The organism is Enterobacter cloacae complex sp. P29RS, assembly GCF_014893445.1.
GTDB classification, from domain to species: domain Bacteria; phylum Pseudomonadota; class Gammaproteobacteria; order Enterobacterales; family Enterobacteriaceae; genus Enterobacter; species Enterobacter intestinihominis.
Genome location: NZ_JADBPZ010000005.1, coordinates 150,448 through 170,764, shown reverse-complemented (window position 1 = coordinate 170,764; position 20,317 = coordinate 150,448). Strand labels below are relative to the sequence as shown.

Below are 20,317 nucleotides of genomic sequence, written 5' to 3'. Positions count from 1 at the left end.
CCGATGTCTGACGTAACCACCGTAAACTGCCCAACCTGTGGGAAAACTGTCGTCTGGGGAGAAGTGAGTCCATTTCGCCCATTCTGCTGCAAACGCTGTCAACTTATTGACCTGGGCGAATGGGCGGCGGAAGAGAAACGCATTCCGAGCGAAGGCGATCTCTCGGATAGCGATGACTGGAGCGAAAACCAGCAGTAACATTTAAAGCCTGCTGGCGCTTCGCTTAGCAGGCCTACGGTTGTGCGACCAGCCGGAGGATCACAGGCTCATTGGCAGGCGGGAATTTTTCCGCATCACTGGCCTGAAGCTCAATCCAGTTACCCGGCTGCCCCTCTTTTCCCCATGGCTCACCTTCCCAGTTTTCCACCAGCCAGAACCACAGCGTGATGTGCCTGTCCGGAAACTGGTACTCCAGCTTATCGAACAGCGTTGCGCCATGCGGGGTGATCCCCACCTCTTCCTGAAGCTCACGCACCAGCGCCTGCTCCGGCGTTTCACCTGATTCGATTTTTCCGCCGGGGAATTCCCATTTGTTGGCCATATGCGCATCGGCGGCACGTTGGGTAATGAAGATCTGGTTTTGCGGGTTGCGAATGATCCCGACAGCAATTTGCAGTGTTTTCATCATGTCACGTCCATAAAAAAGGCGCAGATATCTGCGCCTTTTCGGTTTGTTATGTTCTTAGCTCAGGCGGCCGTGGCACGCCTTGTATTTTTTGCCGGAACCGCATGGGCACGGATCGTTACGACCGACTTTACGATCGCCCGTTTGCGCTGCGATTGCTGCTGCGGCTTCGCTCTCATCGGTCTGATGGCTCAGCTGCTGCATCTGTGCCAGACGCTCAGCTTCTTCACGACGCTGCTGCTCCATCGCTTCCACTTCTTCCGGCATACGCACCTGAACTTTGCTCAGAGTGCTGATGACTTCATACTTCAGCGACTCCAGCATGGCAGCAAACATGGAGAAGGATTCACGCTTGTACTCCTGCTTCGGATCTTTCTGCGCATAACCACGCAGGTGGATACCCTGACGCAGGTAGTCCATCGCCGCCAGGTGCTCTTTCCACAGGGAGTCCAGGGTCTGCAACATTACGCCTTTCTCGAAGTGACGCATCATCTCAGCGCCAACCACTTCTTCCTTACGCTTATAGACGTCCAGCGCGGTTTCGTAGATACGCTCGCGCAGGGTCTCTTCGTGCAGCTCAGGCTCTTTGTCCAGCCACTCTTTGATTGGCAGTTCGAGGTCGAAGTCGTTTTTCAGACGTTCCTGCAGGCCTTCGATATCCCACATCTCTTCCAGAGACTGCGGTGGAATGTGCGCGTCGATAGTGGCTTTGAACACATCTTCGCGAATGCTGTTGATGGTTTCGCTCACGTCGGACACGTCCAGCAGTTCGTTACGCTGGGTATAGATCGCACGACGCTGGTCGTTGGCAACGTCATCATATTCCAGCAGTTGCTTACGAATGTCGAAGTTGCGGCTTTCTACTTTACGCTGGGCGTTGGCAATCGCTTTGGTAACCCACGGGTGCTCGATCGCTTCGCCAGGTTTCATGCCCAGTTTACGCATCATGCCGGACACACGGTCAGAGGCGAAAATACGCATCAGCGCATCTTCCATGGACAGATAGAAGCGGGAAGAACCGGCATCACCCTGACGGCCCGCACGACCGCGCAGCTGGTTATCGATACGACGAGATTCATGACGCTCGGTACCAATGATGTGCAGACCACCGGATGCCAGCACCGCGTCGTGACGCACCTGCCAGTCGGCTTTGATCTGCGCGATTTGCTCCGGGGTTGGGTTTTCCAGCTCGGCCACTTCGGCCTGCCAGCTACCGCCGAGCATAATATCGGTACCACGACCCGCCATGTTGGTAGCGATGGTTACGGCAGCCGGGTAACCCGCCTGCGCAACGATATCTGCTTCTTTAGCGTGGAACTTGGCGTTCAGCACGTTGTGCTTGATGCCCGCCTTGGTCAGCTCGTTAGACACCACTTCAGATTTCTCGATGGAGATGGTCCCCACCAGAACCGGCTGGCCCTTCGCGGTACGATCGCGAATATCTTCGATGATCGCCTGGATTTTTTCCGCTTCGGTCATGTATACCAGGTCCGGCATATCCTTACGGATCATTGGACGGTTGGTTGGTACTACCACGGTATCCAGCTTATAGATGGAGCTAAACTCAAACGCTTCGGTATCTGCGGTACCGGTCATCCCCGCCAGCTTCTCGTACAGACGGAAGTAGTTCTGGAAGGTGATAGAGGCCAGCGTCTGGTTTTCGTTCTGAATATCCACGCCTTCTTTCGCTTCCACGGCCTGGTGCAGACCATCGGACCAGCGACGTCCCTGCATGGTACGACCGGTGTGTTCATCGACGATGATGACTTCACCGTCTTTAACGATATAGTCAACGTCGCGGGTGAACAGGGCGTGCGCGCGCAGTGCAGCCGTTACGTGGTGCATCAGCATGATGTTGCTCGGGGAGTACAGAGACTCGCCCTCTTCCATAATGCCTTCAGCCACCAGCAGCTCTTCGATTTTCACCAGGCCGCGTTCGGTCAGGTTGACCTGACGCGCTTTTTCATCCACGGAGAAGTGACCTTCACCCTGGAAAGTATCGGAGTCTTCTTTCTCCTGACGCAGCAGGTGTGGAATGATTTTGTCGACTTTACGGTACATCTCGGAGCTGTCTTCGGCCGGGCCGGAGATGATCAGCGGGGTACGCGCTTCATCGATCAGAATGGAGTCAACCTCATCCACCAGCGCATAGTGCAGTTTACGCTGGACGCGCTCTTCAGGGCTGAACGCCATGTTGTCACGCAGGTAGTCGAAGCCGTATTCGTTGTTGGTGCCGTAGGTGATGTCCGCGTTGTAGGCTTCACGCTTCGCAGGTGCCGGCAGGCCGGACATGTTAATGCCCACGGTCATGCCGAGGAATTCGAACAGTGGACGGTTATTTTCGGCGTCGCGTTGCGCCAGATAGTCGTTGACGGTAACAACGTGAACGCCCTTACCCGTCAGCGCATTCAGGTAAGCCGGCAGCGTTGCAGTCAGGGTTTTACCTTCACCGGTACGCATTTCCGCGATGCAGCGCTCGTTGAGCACCATCCCGCCCAGCAGCTGCACGTCGAAGTGACGCATGCCGAACACGCGTTTACTGGCCTCACGTACTACGGCAAAGGCTTCCGGGATCAGGCTTTCTAAGGTTTCGCCTTTCTCCAGACGCGCACGGAACTCCGCGGTTTTTGCTTTCAGTTCATCATCAGAGAGCTTCTCCATCGCCGGTTCCATACCGTTGATGACGTTCACAGCTTTGCGCATGCGGCGCAGGGTACGATCGTTACGACTACCAAAAACTTTGGTTAATAATTTGATTAGCATAATAAATTCTCAAACGCCCCAGTCGGGCAGATAAATTAAGGTATTGAAAAAGGGTTAATTTAGCTGAGGCGTTGAGGCCCGGCACGGATGCCGTGAACCTGGCTAATCCAGGCCGAAACAGAGAAGGATGCGGGGGAAACAAAAGCAGTTTGCGCCGTCTGACTCACGGTCACAGGCGGCTGGTTGTCCTGCGTCAGAAGCGCATTGAGCGTATCGAGCAGAGCAAGGTGCTGAGCCTGGACCGGCAGCGTTTCTTCAGCAACAGGCATCGTCTGCGGCGCCATCGCGAACGACAGATGGCGAATAACCGTGCGAATCGCGTGTTGCTGCCAGTAATCAACGGAGAAATTGGGACGACGACTGGCTTCAAGCCATGCGAGATTAGTGAAGTTAACCCGCGTGGTGAGATCGTGCTTGGTCGTCGTGGAACGTGCTGGGGTTGCCGCGTCTGCGCTGTTGCTGAGCACAGGCAAGCCGAGACTCGCCGCGACCATCCCCAATAAGAGATGCGGCCAGAAGTAACGTCTGCCAAATTGTCGCCAGCGCGTCAGTATTCCGCTCACTTGCTCCACCACGTTCGCCCGCCAGTGCAGGCTGAGTTCAGTTATTCTTTTTTAGCGCCCAGATATTACCACTAAAGCCAATACACGACAGCAGGAATGACACCTTGCAGCAGGTAAAAACGGTCATTAATGCAGCGAACACACCGTTATTTGGCACCCAACACAGGCCAGGGGTGAGAGAGACAAATCCAGAAAGGGCAGAAATAAAAACGACTGGCTTCCCTGGTCGGAGAGAGTACCAGGTGAACCAGTCGCTTTTCTTACGAAACGGCTTTAACCGTTACGCCAGGACCATAGTCGGGGCTTTGAACGCCAGCGGCAGTTCAGCTTCGTCTTCGAAGGTCACATATTCCCAGGCTTCCTGTTTTGCCAGGACGGCCTGCAACAGTTTGTTGTTCAGTGCATGACCGGATTTAAACGCGGTAAAGGCACCAATGATGTTGTGACCACACATGAAGAGGTCGCCGATCGCGTCCAGCATTTTGTGACGAACAAATTCATCTTCAAAACGCAGACCGTCTTCGTTCAGTACGCGATAATCGTCAACAACGATGGCACAATCGAAGCTGCCGCCCAGGCACAGGCCGCGGGATTGCAGATATTCGATATCACGCATAAAGCCGAAGGTACGTGCTCGGCTGATCTGACGCATGAACGCATCCGCAGAGAAGTTCATCGCATAGCGCTGGGTGCTGGAGTCAATCGCCGGATGGTTAAAATCGATGGTGAAGTCCAACGAGAAACCATTGTACGGTTTGAATTCAGCCCATTTGTCGCCATCTTCGACGCGAACGGTCTCTTTAATGCGAACAAATTTCTTCGCGCAGTTCAGTTCTTCGATGCCGGCATCCAGCAACAAATAAACGAACGGAGCAGCACTCCCGTCCATGATCGGGATTTCTGGCGCATCGACTTCAACCATAATGTTGTCGATACCCAGACCCGCCAGGGCGGCGTTCAGGTGCTCTACGGTAGAAATCCGCACGTCATGCTCGTTCACCAGACAAGTACAGAGCATAGTATCACGCACAGATTTGGCATCGGCCGGAAAATCTACCGGTGGATTCAAGTCGGTGCGACGATAGATGACCCCGGTATTGGCCGGCGCAGGGCGTAACGTCAGTGTGACTTTCTTGCCGGTATGTAAACCGACACCCGTCGCCTGAACGATACGTTTAAGTGTCCTTTGTTTGATCATCGTATAATCTCGCCAAATTAACTATCCAACCGAGAGTGTATATCACTAACGGTGGGCCAGTTTAGCACAAAGAGCGCAAATCCCCAAATTCCAGCCAATTCTTAGTCAGCTTGCTTACGCAGGAACGCCGGGATATCCAGATAATCTGGCTCTTTTGCCGTTTGTGGAGTCGGGTCGTTCACCACTTTCGCAGCCGGTTTTTGCTCCTGAGTCAGAGGCGACATACCGTGCTGCTGGTAACGATCCATCACCGGCTGCTGAGTCTGTTTGTTGGTCACGAGGGTGATCTCAGGACGCTTGTCCATACCGATACCGGTGGCCACAACAGTCACACGCAGTTCGTCGTTCATTTCCGGGTCAAGGGACGTACCGATAACAACGGTAGCGTTGTCAGAGGCGAATGCACGGATGGTGTTACCCACGGTTTCGAACTCATCCAGACGCAGGTCAAAGCCAGCGGTAATGTTGACCAGCACGCCGCGCGCGCCAGACAGATCGATATCTTCCAGCAGTGGAGAAGAGATCGCCATTTCAGCGGCTTCTTCCGCACGGTCTTCACCGCTCGCCACGCCAGAGCCCATCATCGCGTAGCCCATCTCGGACATCACTGTGCGAACGTCTGCAAAGTCAACGTTCATCAGGCCAGGACGGGTAATCAGTTCAGCGATACCCTGAACCGCGCCTTTCAGCACGTCGTTTGCCGCGCCAAAGGCGTCCAGCAGAGAGATACCGCGACCCAGCACTTTCAGCAGCTTGTCGTTCGGAATGGTAATCAGAGAGTCCACGTGCTTGGACAGCTCGGTGATACCCTGCTCCGCGAAAGCCATACGCTTCTTACCTTCAAAGTTGAAAGGCTTGGTCACGACAGCAACGGTCAGAATACCTAAATCTTTAGCGACTTCCGCCACAACGGGTGCTGCACCGGTACCTGTACCGCCGCCCATACCCGCTGCGATGAAGACCATGTCTGCACCGTCCAGTGCAGCGCGCAGCGCTTCACGATCTTCTTCAGCCGCGTTGCGGCCCACTTCCGGGTTAGCCCCTGCTCCCAGACCTTTGGTGATGCCACCACCGATCTGAATCGTCTGGCCAACAGCCGTTTTACGCAGCGCCTGCGCATCGGTGTTCACCGCGAAGAATTCAACACCTTCGATGCGCTCGCGCACCATGTGCTCTACGGCGTTACCGCCGCCGCCACCGACGCCGATGACTTTAATCACCGCGTCGTTGGTTAATTCCATAGGTTCAAACATAATCTCTCTCTCCGTTGTGCCTGTCGCCCGAGACCGCTAATTCTCTCCGGTCTCTTAAAAAATTAAAATTCTTTTCGCAACCAGGTGTTAAGTCGTTTGACCCACGACCCCACCGAGACGCGTTTTTCCACCTCTGCCTCACCACTTAAATGGGATTCTTTCCCGTAGTGCAGCAGGCCCACCGCCGTTGAATAGTACGGCTCCTGAGCATAATCCGTTAAACCGGTGATATTCAGCGGCGCACCAATACGCACCTGCGTATGGAACACGCGCTGAGCGCAGGCCGCAAGACCTTCAATTTGCGCTGCCCCGCCGGTTAATACAATCCCCGCTGCGAGATGATGTTTCACACCCTGCTGGCGAAGCTGTTCCTGTAACTGCAAAATCTCTTCGTTGACCAGGTTGAGCAGCTCGGTATAACGCGGCTCAATTACCTCTGCCAGCGTCTGGCGTTGCAAACTGCGCGGCGGTCGACCGCCTACGCTCGGTACTTCAACGCTCTCGTCTTTGCCGACGATAGAGCCCAGCGCGCAACCGTGGCGCACTTTAATCGCCTCTGCATCGCTCGGTGGCGTACCAAAGGCGTAAGCGATATCGCTGGTCACCACATTCCCGGCGTACGGGATCACTTTGGTGTGGCGCAACGCACCGCCGGTATAGACAGCCATGTCCATTGTACCACCACCAATATCGACCACACAGACGCCCAGTTCACGTTCGTCTTCGGTCAGCACGGAATAGCTCGCGGCAAGTCCGGCGAAAATTAGTTGGTCAACTTTCAGGCCACAACGTTCAACGGCTTTTACAATGTTCTTCGCCATATCGTTGTGACATGTGATCAGGTGCACTTTTGCCTGCATACGTACGCCCGACAGACCGACCGGATTCTTGATACCTTCCTGGTAGTCGATCGCGTATTCTTGCGGGATCACATGCAGCACACGGTGCTCGTCGCGAACACGCACGGATTTCGCCGTGTGGACAACGTTCTCAACGTCTTCCTGCGTCACTTCTTCTTCAGAAATCGGCACCATACCGATTTCATTCTGGCAACTGATGTGCTTACCAGAAAGGGCCAGATAGACAGAGGAAATCTGGCAATCTGCCATCAATTCAGCCTGGTCGATGGCGCGCTGAACGCATTTCACCACCGACTCAAGGTCGTTTACCCCACCTTTATCCATACCACGGGAAGGGCAACTGCCCACGCCAATGATATTGACCATACCGTCGGGCAGAACTTCCCCTACCAAAGCGGCAACCTTCGCGGTGCCAATCTCCAGTCCTACTACCAATTTTCTGTCCGTCGACTTGATCATTGTTGTTCTGCCTGTACCTGTGCCTGATTTTGTTGCTGATTAGGTTCCTCGACCGGAGCCGGCTCCCAACCGACTGCTGCGCCTGAGTCATAGCGCAAATCAACGTAGCTTATCCGTTTGCCATCCGTCTGCGCCTGCTGCTGTAAAACCGGGTAAAGTTCTACAAAACGCGCCAGACGTTTCATTGTGTCGCCACGGCCAAGATTGAGCTTAATGCCATTCGTTAAGGTCAGCTGCCAGGAACGGCGCGCCGTCATCGCAGCATCTTTTAACGTAAAGCGATCCTTAGCCAGCACCTGCCCCATCTCACGAAAACCCTGCAATACTTCGTTTTCGCTGCCTTCCGGGCCATACAACATCGGTAAATTCTGCTTGTTGACACGATCGCTCGGGACGCTAAACGAATTTCCGTCTACGTCAACCATATGCTGATCATTCCAACGCGCAATCGGCACATATTCAACCAGATGAATCTTCAATTCATCAGGCCATTGCTTTCTGACACTCGCCTGTTTTATCCACGGCAGACGTTCAATCTGGCTCTGGATAATGTTGACGTCCTGCGTCATAAAGGTGCCAGGCGACCCTAGCGCCAGAATTGACTGGCGAATGTCATCGTTACGCGTGTAGTGACGCTCTCCGGTCACTACCAGCTTCGACAGCGGCAACCGCTGTGCGTCTTCCATCCAGCCCAGCACCATCCAGCCGCTGATAAACACGGTGCACAGCACCCCGAGCAGGAAGATAATCCCTGCAAGACGCGTTCCATTACTCCGGCGCGAAGAAGAATATTCTTCTTCGTCATCGCGGTTGCGCGTGTTCAACGCAGCCTGAGACATATCAGCCCGCCTGGTCCAGAATACGTACGACTAATTGCGAGAAGCTCATTCCCGCCTGACGCGCCGCCATCGGCACAAGGCTATGGCTGGTCATACCCGGAGACGTGTTTGCTTCCAGCAGATAAAATTGCCCATCACCGTCAAGCATCACATCAATTCGTCCCCAGCCTCGGCATCCCAAAACATTCCAGGCTTTAAGCACCAGAGACTGTAATTCCGCTTCACGTTGTGCTTCAAGACCAGCTGGGCAGAAATATTGCGTCTCATCAGAGAGATACTTCGCCTCATAATCATAGAAGACTCCGGCGGGTTGGATGCGAATTGACGGTAAAATTTCTTCACCAAGCATCGCGACGGTAAATTCCGGCCCGCTAAGCCATTTTTCAATCAGAACTTCTTCATCATGTTGAAATGCCAGAGCTAAAGCGTCAGCCAAATCTACAGCTTTATCAACTTTGGACATTCCCACGCTCGACCCTTCACGGCTAGGCTTCACAATAACCGGTAAGCCCAGTGACGCAATGCGTGTATTAACGCTGTCCGACAAGCCCAATTCAAATTCACGGCGCGTCAGTGCAACCCATGGCGCAACGGGCAGACCCGCCCCCTGCCACAGCAGTTTGCTGCGCAGTTTATCCATGGAGATAGCGGATGCCATCACGCCACTGCCGGTGTACGGCATACCGATCTGCTCCAGCAGCCCCTGCAACGTGCCGTCTTCACCGCCGCGGCCATGCAACGCGATAAAGGCTTTATCGAAGCCCATCGCTTTCAGCTGCGTAACGTCCACCTCTTTCGGATCAACCGGATGCGCGTCCACGCCACCTTCACGCAGGCCCGCCAGCACGGCAGCGCCCGAATTCAGAGAAACCTCGCGTTCGGCGGAAGTGCCGCCAAACAGGACCGCAATCTTATCAGCCATGACGCTCGTCCTCCTGAGTTTGCGGCTTCAGTTTGATTTCAGCTAAGGTACGGGCGATTTTGCCGATATTTCCCGCACCCTGAATCAGGATCAGATCGTTACCCGTCAGGACCGGGGCAAGCATTTCAGCTACCTGCACCGGGTCGGGGACCAGGATAGGGTCCACTTTACCGCGTCCGCGGATGGTACGACATAAAGACCGACTGTCCGCGCCCGGAATCGGCGCTTCGCCCGCGGCATAAACATCCAGCATCAGCAGGGTATCGACCTGCGAAAGGACGTTGGCAAAATCGTCATACAGATCGCGGGTACGTGTGTAACGGTGCGGCTGGAAGATCATGACCAGATTCTTTTCCGGCCAACCCGCGCGTGCCGCTTTGATGGTTGCGTCAACCTCCGTCGGATGGTGACCATAGTCGTCGACCAGCATCGCAGAACCGGGCTTACCGTTTACCGGCTCCAGTGGGAACTCACCCAGGAAGTCGAAGCGACGGCCCGTTCCCTGGAAGCTTTCCAGCGCGCGCAGGATCGCCTCATCATCAATGCCTTCTTCCGTTGCAACAGCCACCGCCGCCGCAGCATTCAGGGCATTGTGACGTCCCGGCGCGTTCAGGGTGACATGCAGGAGCTCTTTATCCTGGCGTGCCAGGGTGAAATGTCCCTGCGCACCAATCTGCTTATAATCTTCCACGCGTACATCAGCGTCTTCGCTGAAGCCGTAGGTGGTAATTTGACGCCCGACGCGCGGCAGCAGCTCGCGGATCACCGGGTCGTCCACGCACATCACCGCACGGCCATAGAACGGCAGGTTGTGCAGGAAGTTAATAAAGGTCTGCTTTAAGTTCTCGAAGTCGCCCTGGTAGGTATCCATATGGTCAGCTTCGATATTGGTGACGATAGCCACCATCGGCTGCAAATGCAGGAACGACGCGTCGCTTTCATCCGCTTCCGCAATCAGATAACGGCTGTGGCCCAGACGCGCATGCACGCCAGCGGCTTTCACCAGACCACCGTTAACGAACGTTGGGTCGAGACCCGCTTCCGCATAAATGCTGGAGACCATCGCTGTTGTTGTGGTTTTACCGTGCGTACCGGCCACCGCAATGCCGTGACGGAAACGCATCAGTTCCGCCAGCATTTCCGCGCGACGGATCACCGGAATGCGCGCCTCATGCGCCGCAACGATTTCCGGGTTATCCGCGGAGATCGCGCTGGACACTACAACCACGCTCGCATCGCTCACGTTTTCCGGGCGATGATTGAAATAGATAGTCGCCCCCAGCGACGCCAGCTGCTGCGTAACAGGGTTTGGCGCCAGGTCAGACCCGCTGATCTGATAGCCTTCGTTAGCTAACACTTCGGCAATACCGCCCATGCCAGCACCACCGATGCCGACAAAGTGAATGTGCCGGACGCGACGCATCTCGGGCACGATAGAACGCAGTTTTGCCAGTTGTTGTGTATTCATTCTCTAAACGCCATCGACTACTTCAAAAAAATCGTGCAGCGCAACACGCGCTGCGAGAATTATGCCTGGGCTGCCAGGCTCACTTCTTTTGCCACCCGTTCCGTTGCATCCGGGATAGCGGTCGCGCGTGCGCGTTGCGCCATCTCCAGTAATACATCCCGGTTCCAGCCCGCCAGGGTAGTGGCGACCGCATCAGCGGTAAATTGTGGCTGCTCAAAAATTTTTGCGGCACCCGCTTTCTCAAGCGGCAGCGCATTCCAGTACTGCTGTCGGTCTTTGTGCTGGAACGGCACAAAAAGCGCTGGCAAACCGGCGGCGGCGATTTCGCTCACCGTCAGCGCGCCCGAGCGACAGACCACGACATCGGCCCAGGCATAGGCTGCGGCCATATCATCAATAAATTCAGTCACTTTATGCTGCGGCTGACCTTCCTGCGCGTAAGCCTGCTCAACGCTCTGCTGAGCGCCCTTCCCGCTCTGGTGCCAGATGGTCACCGCATCACCCAGTTTTGCCGCAACCTGTGGCATCGTCTGGTTTAAAATACGTGCGCCCTGGGAACCGCCGACAACCAGCACGCGCACCGGCCCTTCTCGGCCCGCCAGACGTGCATCTGGCAGCGGCAGCGCCAGCACGTCCACACGCACCGGGTTCCCTACGACATCCGCTTTCGGGAATGCCCCGGGGAAGGCCTGCATAACTTTGGTGGCGATTTTTGCCAGCCATTTGTTGGTCAACCCGGCAATACCGTTCTGCTCATGCAGAACAACAGGGATGCCCAGTGACCACGCCGCCAGTCCTCCCGGACCGGAAACGTAGCCGCCCATGCCCAGAACGACGTCAGGCTTAAAGCGCTTCATAATGTCGCGCGCCTGACGCCAGGCATTGAAAATGCGCACCGGCGCCAGCAGCAGCGCCTTGATCCCTTTGCCACGAAGGCCAGAAATACGAATAAAGTCGATCTCGATACCGTGTTTAGGTACAAGGTCGGCTTCCATGCGGTCTGCGGTTCCCAGCCAGCGTACCTGCCAGCCCTGTTCCATTAAATGGTGCGCAACCGCCAGTCCCGGGAACACGTGTCCGCCGGTCCCGCCTGCCATCACCATTAACCGCTTCGGTTGATTCATCGTGAACCTCGTGTAAACGCCTGAGCTTTCTCCAGACGCGTTTCATAATCTATGCGTAACAAAAACATGATGGCCGTCGACATGATCAACAGACTCGAACCACCATAACTGATCAACGGCAACGTCAGACCTTTGGTCGGCAGCATACCCGCTGCGGCCCCAACGTTTACCAGTGCCTGGAAGCTAAACCAGATACCAATTGAGCAGGCCAGGAAACCGGAGAAGCGGTGATCGATCTCCAGCGCTTTACGGCCAATCGACATGGCGCGGAAAGCGACGAAGAATACCATTAATAGCGCCAATACCACACCGATATAACCCAGTTCTTCCCCAATAATGGAGAAGATAAAGTCGGTATGCGCCTCCGGTAAATACTCCAGTTTTTGCACCGAGTTGCCCAGGCCTTGGCCCCAGACTTCGCCGCGGCCAAACGCCATCAGCGACTGTGTCAGCTGATAACCGCTGCCGAACGGATCTTCCCATGGGTTCCAGAACGAGGTCACACGGCGGATACGGTATGGTTCGGCGAGGATCAGCAGCACCACCGCCGAAATCCCCATCCCGATGATGGCAATGAACTGCCACAGTTTTGCTCCCGCCAGGAACAGCATCGCCAGCGTAGTGACAAACAGTACGACTACCGTACCGAGGTCGGGCTGCGCCAGCAGCAGGATCGCAAGCACCAGAATCACGCCCATCGGTTTTAAGAAGCCGCGCAGGTTGTTACGAACTTCGTCGACTTTACGCACCAGGTAGTTTGCCAGGTAGCAGAACAACGAAAGCTTGGTGAACTCTGCAGGCTGAATACGCAGCGGACCAAAGGCGATCCAGCGTGATGCCCCGTTAACGGAGCTCCCGACGACCAGAACGATCAACAGCATGATGATTGAGGCGATAAGCATGGCCGTACTGTGCCGCTGCCAGAACGACATCGGCAGGCGTAAGGTGATCATCGCCAGGCAGAACGCGAGAATGATGTACAGCCCGTCACGCTTGGCAAACAGGAACGGATCGTTTGCCAGACGCTGTCCGACAGGCATCGACGCCGAGGTGACCATAATAAAGCCGGTCGCAGCCAGCCCCAGCGTGAGCCAGAACAGCGTGCGGTCGTACATAATCAGGCTGTCGGAATCTTTATCCCGTGAAGCCATCACCCAGCCTTTCAGCGCCGTAAACAGCCATACCAGGATACCAAACCCTGGCAGACGCGGCATTTTCAGGCGAGGGAGAGATAAACGCATCAGCCTAACTCCTTCGCCAGGCGGGTAAAGACATCGCCCCGCTGTTCGAAATTCTTAAATTGATCGAGGCTGGCACAGGCTGGCGAGAGCAGCACCATATCGCCGGGCTTCACGCGGGGGGCGATAAGGCGCATCGCCTGTTCCATGGTCTCGGTTTGTTCGGCGACCTCATGACGCAACGCCGCAAGCTCGCTGCCATCGCGGCCAAAGCAATAAAGGCGCACGTTATCACCGTTGAGGTACTGCTTCAGCGAGGAGAAATCGGCTGATTTACCGTCGCCGCCCAGCAGCAGATGCAGTGTGCCTTCAACGTGCAGACCGTTCAATGCCGCCTCGGTGCTACCCACATTGGTCGCTTTGGAATCGTTAATCCAGCGTACGCCGTTGTGTTCCAGCGCCAGCTGAAAACGGTGAGCCAGGCCGGTAAAGGTGGTCAGCGCCTTCAGGCTTGAAGATCGCGGCAGGCCAACGGCATCCGCTAGCGCCAGCGCCGCCAGCGCGTTGGTGTAGTTATGCTGGCCGGAGAGCATCATCTCTTTCACGTTCAGCACCTTCTCACCTTTCACCCGCAGCCAGGTTTCGCCCTGCTGGCGGTTAAGGTGATAGTCACCCATGTTAATACCGAAGCTAATGCAGCGATCGTCTGCGCCACGCACCGGCATGGTGAGTGCATCATCGGCATTCACCACGCAGACTTTGGCATTTTCATAGACACGCAGCTTGGCCGCGCGGTACTGCTGCAAGCCGAACGGGTATCTGTCCATATGATCTTCGGTGACATTAAGGATCGTCGCCGCCGCCGCATGCAGGCTTGAAGTGGTTTCCAGCTGGAAGCTGGAAAGCTCAAGTACAAACAGCTCACACCCTTTATCGAGCAGCATCAACGCGGGCAGGCCAATATTACCGCCCACGCCGACATTTTTGCCCGCCGCTTTCGCCATCTCACCCACCAGGGTGGTGACGGTGCTTTTACCGTTTGAACCGGTAATGGCAACGATCGGGGCCTGCGCCTCCCGGCAGAACAGTTCGATATCGCCAACAATCTCAACGCCTGCATCCGCCGCGGCACTCAGCGAAGGATGCGCCAGCGCCATGCCCGGGCTGGCAACAATCAGATCGGCGACCAGCAGCCACTCATCATTCAGACCACCCAGGTGGCGTTCAACCTGCTCCGGCAGCTTGTCCAGACCCGGCGGAGAGACGCGCGTATCCATCACGCGCGGCGTCACGCCACGCGCAAGGAAAAAGTCCACGCAGGAGAGGCCGGTAAGGCCCAACCCGATGATAACGACTTTTTTGCCCTGGTAATCTGCCATGATTAACGTACCTTCAGCGTTGCCAGGCCAATCAGCACCAGCATCAGCGAAATAATCCAGAAGCGCACAATGACGCGCGGCTCCGGCCAGCCTTTCAGTTCATAGTGGTGGTGAATCGGTGCCATACGGAAGATGCGCTGGCCGCGCAGCTTGAAGGAACCGACCTGCAAAATCACCGACAGGGTCTCAACCACAAACACACCGCCCATAATCACCAGCAGGAACTCCTGACGCAGCAGCACGGCGATAATGCCCAGCGCGCCGCCCAGTGCCAGTGAACCGACGTCGCCCATAAAGACCTGCGCCGGATAGGTGTTGAACCACAGGAAGCCCAGCCCCGCGCCGACAATCGCCGTACAGACGATCACCAGCTCACCAGCGTGTCGCAGGTACGGGATGTGCAGGTAGTTTGCAAAGTTCATGTTACCGGTCGCCCACGCCACTAGCGCGAAACCGCCCGCGACAAACACGGTTGGCATGATGGCCAGGCCGTCCAGACCATCGGTCAGGTTGACGGCGTTGCCGGTGCCGACGATCACAAAGTAAGCCAGCAGAATGTAGAATAGCCCCAGCTGCGGCATCACGTCTTTGAAGAACGGCACCACCAGCTCGGTGGCCGGGGTGTCTTTTCCTGCCAGGTAAAGCGCGAAGGCCACACCCAGCGCAATTACCGACATCCAGAAATACTTCCAGCGCGCGATCAAACCTTTGGTGTCTTTGCGCACGACTTTGCGGTAGTCATCAACAAAACCGATGATCCCGTAGCCAACCAGAACAGTCAGCACGCACCAGACGTAGGGGTTAGACGGATAAGCCCACAGCAGAACGGACACCACAATCGCGGTCAGGATCATGATCCCGCCCATGGTCGGCGTACCGCGCTTGCTGAAATGCGATTCCGGACCATCGTTGCGTACAACCTGGCCGAAAGAGAGTTTTTGCAAACGGGCAATCATGCGCGGGCCCATCCACAACGAGATGAACAGCGCAGTCAGCAGGCTGACGATGGCGCGAAACGTCAGATAGGAAAAGACGTTAAAGCCTGAATAATATTTGACCAAATGTTCGGCCAGCCAAACTAACATGTCCCGTTCTCCTGTAATGCGTGCACAACCTCTTCCATGGCGGCACTACGTGAACCTTTAACTAAAACAGTCACAATCTGTTTTTCTGTAATCAATGCCTTCAGGCGTTCGATCAGTGCAGATTTATCGGCAAAATGTTCGCCAACTTCACTGGCATCGGAAATGGCCTTGCTCAGCGTGCCTGCGCTCAGTACGCGGTCAAGCCCGGCAGCTTTCGCCGCTTCGCCAACCTGTACGTGGCAGGCTTCGCTTTCATCACCCAGCTCGGCCATATCGCCAACAACCATCACGCGATAGCCCGGCATCTCAGACAAGACCTGCACGGCCGCCGTCATGGAGCCGACGTTAGCGTTGTAGGAGTCATCCAGCAGGAGTTTGTTTTCAGCCAGCTGGATCGGGAACAGACGCCCCGGCACGGCTTTTAAATTTGCCAGACCAGTTTTTATCGCAGCATGTGAGGCACCTACCGCCATTGAGAGCGCTGCCGCAGCAAGCGCATTGGCGATGTTATGACGACCCGGCAACGGCAGCAGCACGTCGATGTCGCCCGTTGGGGTCATGAGGGTGAACTCGGTGCCGTGTGACGTCACATGAATGTTGGTCGCCGAAAAATCACTGTTTGCCGCATTCGGGGAGAAGCGCCAGGTTTTGCGTGAACCAATGATGCTCTGCCAGTTCAGCCAGTCATTGTTATCGGCATTCATAATGGCGATGCCGTCATCCGGCAGGCCGGTATAAATTTCACCTTTCGCTTTCGCCACACCGGCCAGCGAACCAAAACCTTCAAGATGTGCCGCCGCCAGGTTATTCACCAGCGCCGCTTCCGGACGCGTCAGGCTCACGGTCCAGGCGATTTCGCCCTGATGGTTAGCCCCTAACTCAATCACCGCATATTCATGCTCGTGGGTCAGGCGCAGCAGCGTCATCGGTACACCGACGTCATTATTAAGGTTGCCCGCCGTATAAAGCGTGTTTCCGCACTGGCTAAGGATCGCCGCCGTCATCTCTTTAACGGAGGTTTTGCCCGACGAGCCCGTCAGCGCCACGACGCGTGTTGGCACCTGCTGGCGAACCCATGCCGCCAGCTCACCAAACGCCAGGCGCGTATCTTTCACCACAATCTGCGGCAAATCGATATCGAGCTTACGGTTGACCAGCAGCGCACCCGCGCCGTTATCTTTAGCCTGTTGCGCAAAATCGTGGGCGTCAAAACGTTCACCCTTCAGCGCCACAAACAGGCAGCCCGCCGTCACCTTACGGGTGTCGGTGGTCACAGCCTCGATGGTCTGATCCTGACCATGCAGCATCCCCTGCAATACCGCAGCGGCCTGGCTTAACGTAATGCTAATCATGCCACCACTCCCAGCAGACGCGCTGCCGTCACGCGGTCGGAGTAATCCAGACGACGATTGCCGACGATCTGATAATCTTCATGACCTTTACCGGCCAGCAGAACCACATCGTTCTCCTGCGCCTGCATAATGGCGTTAGTCACGGCCTCCGCACGGCCTTCGACCACGCGCGCACGACCCGCATCCAGCATGCCCGCCAGAATGTCGTTGATAATGGCCCTCGGTTCTTCGGTACGCGGGTTGTCATCGGTCACCACGGGAATATCCGCGAACTGCTCAGCGATGGCGCCCATCAGCGGACGTTTGCCCTTGTCGCGATCGCCACCGCAGCCAAACACGCACCAGAGCTTGCCAGCGCAGTGCAGACGCGCCGCTTCCAGCGCTTTTTCCAGCGCATCCGGCGTGTGGGCGTAATCCACGACCACCGTCGGCTTGCCCGGCGCGCTAAACACTTCCATGCGGCCACAGACCGGTTGCAAACGCTCAGCCGTTTTCAGCAGATCCGCCATCGGGTAATCCAGCGCCAGCAGCGTCGCCAGCGCCAGCAGCAGGTTACTGACGTTGAAAGCCCCCATCAGGCGGCTTTCAATTTCACCTTCGCCCCAGGTGGAAGCAAAGCGGATCGTCGCCCCGCTATCGTGGTAGTTCACTTCGACTGCCTTCAGCCAGCGGCCACGACAGTTCGGATTAATGCGATCTTCCATCGACACCGCCACCGCATCTGGCAGTTTTTCCAGCCAGCGGCGACCGACTTCGTCGTCGGCGTTAATGATCGCCTGCCCGTGGTAGTGAGTGGAATAAAGCAGCCATTTCGCCGCTTCGTAGTGCTCCATATCACCATGATAATCAAGGTGATCGCGGCTCAGGTTTGTAAAGACAGAGGCGGCAAATTTCAGTGCCGCCACGCGATGTTGTACCAGACCATGGGAGGAGACCTCCATAGCCGCGAAGGTCGCCCCCTGCTCTGCAAGGCCTGCCAGCACACGCTGCACGTCAACCGCCGAGCCTGTAGTGTTTTCCGTCGGGCTTACTTTGCCCAGAATACCGTTCCCCACCGTGCCCATGACGGCACCGGTTTCACCCAGCAGCTGAGCCCATTGCGCCATCAGCTGAGTGGTGGTGGTTTTTCCGTTGGTTCCTGTCACGCCAACCAGCTTTAACTGGTCGGAAGGTTCGTTGTAAAAACGTCCTGCCAGCGCGGAGAGACGCTCATTCAGCTGGCTGAGATAGATGACCGGCACGCCGTGCATTTCACGGATCTCACCGTCTGTTGCCTCATCTTTGGCCTCAGCAATAATGGCAGCAACACCTTGCGCAATCGCCTGCGGGATATAACGACGCCCGTCCGCCTGATGACCTACCACTGCCACAAAAAGATCGCCAGAAGCCGCTACGCGGCTATCCAGTACCATCTCTCGCAGTGCTCGCGCAGGTAGCATAGGCACCCACGGAGCAAGAAGGTCGCGCAAATTACGATCTGCCACCTGTTCCCTCGCCTTGATTAATTACAAATTCACTTTTTTCGCCCGTCGCCAGCGCATCCGGTTCAATGTTCATGGTGCGCAACACGCCGCCCATAATAGCCCCGAACACAGGCGCGGAGACGGCGCCGCCGTAGTATTTACCCGCCTGCGGATCGTTGATGACGACCACCAGCGCAAAACGCGGATTGCTTGCAGGCGCTACGCCTGCGGTATAGGCAATGTATTTGTTGATATAGCGGCCGTCCGGCCCCACTTTTTTCGCTGTACCGGTTTTGATGGCGATACGATAGCCCTTAATCGCAGCCTTCACGCCACCACCACCGGGCAGCGCGACGCTTTCCATCATATGTACGACGGTACGAACGATAGATTCCGGGAAAACACGTTCCCCCGGAACCGGTGGATCAACTTTGGTGATCGACAGCGGGCGATAAATGCCATAGCTGCCAATCGTTGCGTAGACTCGCGCTAACTGTAAGGGAGTTACCATTAGCCCGTAGCCGAAAGAGAAGGTGGCCCTCTCTATGTCAGACCACCGTTGTTTTTGAGGATATAAGCCACTGCGTTCTCCGACCAACCCCAAATTGGTCGCCTTTCCCAGCCCAAAACGTGAGTAAGTATCTACTAACGCTGAGGACGGCATCGCTAACGCCAGTTTTGACACACCGACGTTACTCGACTTCTGTAAGACCCCGGTCAGGGTCAGTTCGCTGTAACGTGCCACGTCTTTTATTTCGTGGCCGTTAATTCGATAAGGGATCGTATTCAGAACGGTATTTTCGTTGACGATGCCCCGCTGTAGAGCCGTCATCACCACCATAGGTTTTACGGTTGAACCGGGTTCAAACACATCGGTGATGGAGCGGTTACGCATCGCATCTTTTGCTGTACCGGCAAAATTATTCGGGTTGTATGAGGGACTACTGGCCATCGCCAGCACTTCACCTGTCGCCACATCCACCAGCACGGCACTGCCCGATTCCGCCTTGTTAAACGCGACGGCGTTGTTCAGCTCACGATAGACCAGCGCCTGCAAGCGCTCATCAATACTCAGGGCCAGGTTGTGCGCGGCCTGGCTGTCTGTCGAGGAAATATCTTCAATGACGCGACCATAGCGGTCTTTACGCACGATTCGCTCGCCAGGCTGGCCGGTAAGCCACTTGTCGAAGCTTTTTTCAACGCCTTCAATCCCCTGGCTATCCACGTTGGTGAAGCCAATCAGGTGCGCGGTGACTTCGCCGGAAGGATAATAACGGCGGGATTCTTCCCGCAGATGAATGCCGGGCAGCTTGAGTTTTTTAATGTAGTCAGCCATATCAGGGTTCACCTGACGGGCAAGATAGATGAAGCGCCCTTTCGGGTTGGCGTTAACGCGTGACGCCAGCTGATCCAGCGGCATTTTCAACGCGTCTGAGAGCGCCTTCCAGCGGTTATCAAGGGTGATCCCGCCTGCGTCATGCAGCTCTTTAGGATCGGCCCAGATCGCCTTCACCGGTACGCTCACCGCCAGCGGGCGGCCGGAGCGGTCGGTGATCATCCCACGAGAGGTAGAAACTTCCTGCACGCGCAGAGAACGCATATCACCCTGACGTACCAGCATGTCAGGCGCGATGATTTGTAGCCACGCCACGCGTCCCAGCAGGAAACCCAGCGCCAGTAAAATGCAGCCGCAAAGCAACGCAAAACGCCAACTGATAAAGTTGGCCTGTTCTTCCTGGCGTTTTGGTTTTAGCGTTTTTGCCGCTGCTTTCATGCGTCGCGTTTT

Annotated in this window: 17 protein-coding genes; 1 reads left to right on the top strand and 16 read right to left on the bottom strand. The window is 56.0% G+C overall.

The window, feature by feature from the left end; all coding sequences use genetic code 11:
- Nucleotides 1–3: 3 nt before the first annotated feature.
- Complete coding sequence (gene yacG, locus IM282_RS05795; RefSeq protein ID WP_003856332.1) at nt 4–198, top strand: DNA gyrase inhibitor YacG; 195 nt, start codon at nt 4–6, stop codon at nt 196–198.
- 34 nt (nt 199–232) lie between these two features.
- Here the strand turns inward: yacG and mutT are convergent, their stop codons facing one another.
- The 16 genes from mutT to ftsI form a co-directional block, all read right to left on the bottom strand.
- The gene (mutT, locus tag IM282_RS05790) at nt 233–625 is read right to left on the bottom strand and encodes an 8-oxo-dGTP diphosphatase MutT (protein WP_032625594.1); all 393 of its coding nucleotides are present in this window, start codon (nt 623–625) and stop codon (nt 233–235) included.
- A 57-nt stretch (nt 626–682) separates the two neighbouring features.
- A complete protein-coding gene (gene secA, locus IM282_RS05785) occupies nt 683–3,388 on the bottom strand; it encodes a preprotein translocase subunit SecA (protein ID WP_022647050.1) in 2,706 nt (901 codons plus the stop codon).
- Between the two features lie 59 nt (nt 3,389–3,447).
- Nucleotides 3,448–3,951, bottom strand: a complete 504-nt coding sequence (secM, locus tag IM282_RS05780; RefSeq protein ID WP_105323059.1) for a secA translation cis-regulator SecM — start codon at nt 3,949–3,951, stop codon at nt 3,448–3,450.
- 280 nt (nt 3,952–4,231) lie between these two features.
- Nucleotides 4,232–5,149: a UDP-3-O-acyl-N-acetylglucosamine deacetylase gene (gene lpxC, locus IM282_RS05775; RefSeq protein ID WP_003856337.1), complete on the bottom strand. Its 918-nt coding sequence runs from the start codon at nt 5,147–5,149 to the stop codon at nt 4,232–4,234.
- A gap of 101 nt (nt 5,150–5,250) precedes the next feature.
- On the bottom strand, nt 5,251–6,402 hold the full coding sequence (gene ftsZ / locus IM282_RS05770) for a cell division protein FtsZ (RefSeq protein ID WP_022647048.1): 1,152 nt from the start codon (nt 6,400–6,402) through the stop codon (nt 5,251–5,253).
- Between the two features lie 62 nt (nt 6,403–6,464).
- Complete coding sequence (ftsA, locus tag IM282_RS05765; protein WP_003856340.1) at nt 6,465–7,721, bottom strand: cell division protein FtsA; 1,257 nt, start codon at nt 7,719–7,721, stop codon at nt 6,465–6,467.
- On the bottom strand, nt 7,718–8,560 hold the full coding sequence (gene ftsQ / locus IM282_RS05760; RefSeq protein WP_003856342.1) for a cell division protein FtsQ: 843 nt from the start codon (nt 8,558–8,560) through the stop codon (nt 7,718–7,720). The genes ftsA and ftsQ overlap by 4 nt, the downstream gene beginning before the upstream one ends.
- 1 nt (nt 8,561) lies before the next feature.
- Complete coding sequence (locus IM282_RS05755) at nt 8,562–9,482, bottom strand: D-alanine--D-alanine ligase (protein ID WP_046619900.1); 921 nt, start codon at nt 9,480–9,482, stop codon at nt 8,562–8,564.
- Nucleotides 9,475–10,950, bottom strand: a complete 1,476-nt coding sequence (gene murC / locus IM282_RS05750; RefSeq protein ID WP_022647046.1) for a UDP-N-acetylmuramate--L-alanine ligase — start codon at nt 10,948–10,950, stop codon at nt 9,475–9,477. The genes IM282_RS05755 and murC overlap by 8 nt, the downstream gene beginning before the upstream one ends.
- A 59-nt stretch (nt 10,951–11,009) precedes the next feature.
- The gene (murG, locus tag IM282_RS05745) at nt 11,010–12,074 is read right to left on the bottom strand and encodes an undecaprenyldiphospho-muramoylpentapeptide beta-N-acetylglucosaminyltransferase (protein ID WP_038415340.1); all 1,065 of its coding nucleotides are present in this window, start codon (nt 12,072–12,074) and stop codon (nt 11,010–11,012) included.
- Nucleotides 12,071–13,315, bottom strand: a complete 1,245-nt coding sequence (gene ftsW, locus IM282_RS05740; protein ID WP_022647044.1) for a cell division protein FtsW — start codon at nt 13,313–13,315, stop codon at nt 12,071–12,073. Before ftsW ends, murG begins: the two co-directional genes overlap by 4 nt.
- Complete coding sequence (gene murD / locus IM282_RS05735) at nt 13,315–14,631, bottom strand: UDP-N-acetylmuramoyl-L-alanine--D-glutamate ligase (RefSeq protein ID WP_126314607.1); 1,317 nt, start codon at nt 14,629–14,631, stop codon at nt 13,315–13,317. The genes ftsW and murD overlap by 1 nt, the downstream gene beginning before the upstream one ends.
- A 2-nt stretch (nt 14,632–14,633) precedes the next feature.
- A complete protein-coding gene (gene mraY / locus IM282_RS05730; RefSeq protein WP_003856353.1) occupies nt 14,634–15,716 on the bottom strand; it encodes a phospho-N-acetylmuramoyl-pentapeptide-transferase in 1,083 nt (360 codons plus the stop codon).
- A complete protein-coding gene (gene murF / locus IM282_RS05725) occupies nt 15,710–17,068 on the bottom strand; it encodes a UDP-N-acetylmuramoyl-tripeptide--D-alanyl-D-alanine ligase (protein ID WP_063152268.1) in 1,359 nt (452 codons plus the stop codon). Before murF ends, mraY begins: the two co-directional genes overlap by 7 nt.
- Nucleotides 17,065–18,552, bottom strand: a complete 1,488-nt coding sequence (gene murE, locus IM282_RS05720; protein ID WP_192970220.1) for a UDP-N-acetylmuramoyl-L-alanyl-D-glutamate--2,6-diaminopimelate ligase — start codon at nt 18,550–18,552, stop codon at nt 17,065–17,067. The genes murF and murE overlap by 4 nt, the downstream gene beginning before the upstream one ends.
- Complete coding sequence (gene ftsI / locus IM282_RS05715) at nt 18,539–20,305, bottom strand: peptidoglycan glycosyltransferase FtsI (protein WP_022647040.1); 1,767 nt, start codon at nt 20,303–20,305, stop codon at nt 18,539–18,541. Before ftsI ends, murE begins: the two co-directional genes overlap by 14 nt.
- Nucleotides 20,306–20,317 lie beyond the last annotated feature (12 nt).

Excerpts from the sequence above, each read along its gene's own strand:
- yacG (WP_003856332.1), top strand. The coding sequence starts at position 4 with ATGTCTGACGTAACCACCGTAAACTGCCCAACCTGTGGGAAAACTGTC.
- mutT (WP_032625594.1), bottom strand. The coding sequence starts at position 625 with ATGAAAACACTGCAAATTGCTGTCGGGATCATTCGCAACCCGCAAAAC.
- secA (WP_022647050.1), bottom strand. The coding sequence starts at position 3,388 with ATGCTAATCAAATTATTAACCAAAGTTTTTGGTAGTCGTAACGATCGT.
- lpxC (WP_003856337.1), bottom strand. The coding sequence starts at position 5,149 with ATGATCAAACAAAGGACACTTAAACGTATCGTTCAGGCGACGGGTGTC.
- ftsZ (WP_022647048.1), bottom strand. The coding sequence starts at position 6,402 with ATGTTTGAACCTATGGAATTAACCAACGACGCGGTGATTAAAGTCATC.
- ftsA (WP_003856340.1), bottom strand. The coding sequence starts at position 7,721 with ATGATCAAGTCGACGGACAGAAAATTGGTAGTAGGACTGGAGATTGGC.
- ftsQ (WP_003856342.1), bottom strand. The coding sequence starts at position 8,560 with ATGTCTCAGGCTGCGTTGAACACGCGCAACCGCGATGACGAAGAAGAA.
- IM282_RS05755 (WP_046619900.1), bottom strand. The coding sequence starts at position 9,482 with ATGGCTGATAAGATTGCGGTCCTGTTTGGCGGCACTTCCGCCGAACGC.
- murC (WP_022647046.1), bottom strand. The coding sequence starts at position 10,950 with ATGAATACACAACAACTGGCAAAACTGCGTTCTATCGTGCCCGAGATG.
- murG (WP_038415340.1), bottom strand. The coding sequence starts at position 12,074 with ATGAATCAACCGAAGCGGTTAATGGTGATGGCAGGCGGGACCGGCGGA.
- ftsW (WP_022647044.1), bottom strand. The coding sequence starts at position 13,315 with ATGCGTTTATCTCTCCCTCGCCTGAAAATGCCGCGTCTGCCAGGGTTT.
- murD (WP_126314607.1), bottom strand. The coding sequence starts at position 14,631 with ATGGCAGATTACCAGGGCAAAAAAGTCGTTATCATCGGGTTGGGCCTT.
- mraY (WP_003856353.1), bottom strand. The coding sequence starts at position 15,716 with ATGTTAGTTTGGCTGGCCGAACATTTGGTCAAATATTATTCAGGCTTT.
- murF (WP_063152268.1), bottom strand. The coding sequence starts at position 17,068 with ATGATTAGCATTACGTTAAGCCAGGCCGCTGCGGTATTGCAGGGGATG.
- ftsI (WP_022647040.1), bottom strand. The coding sequence starts at position 20,305 with ATGAAAGCAGCGGCAAAAACGCTAAAACCAAAACGCCAGGAAGAACAG.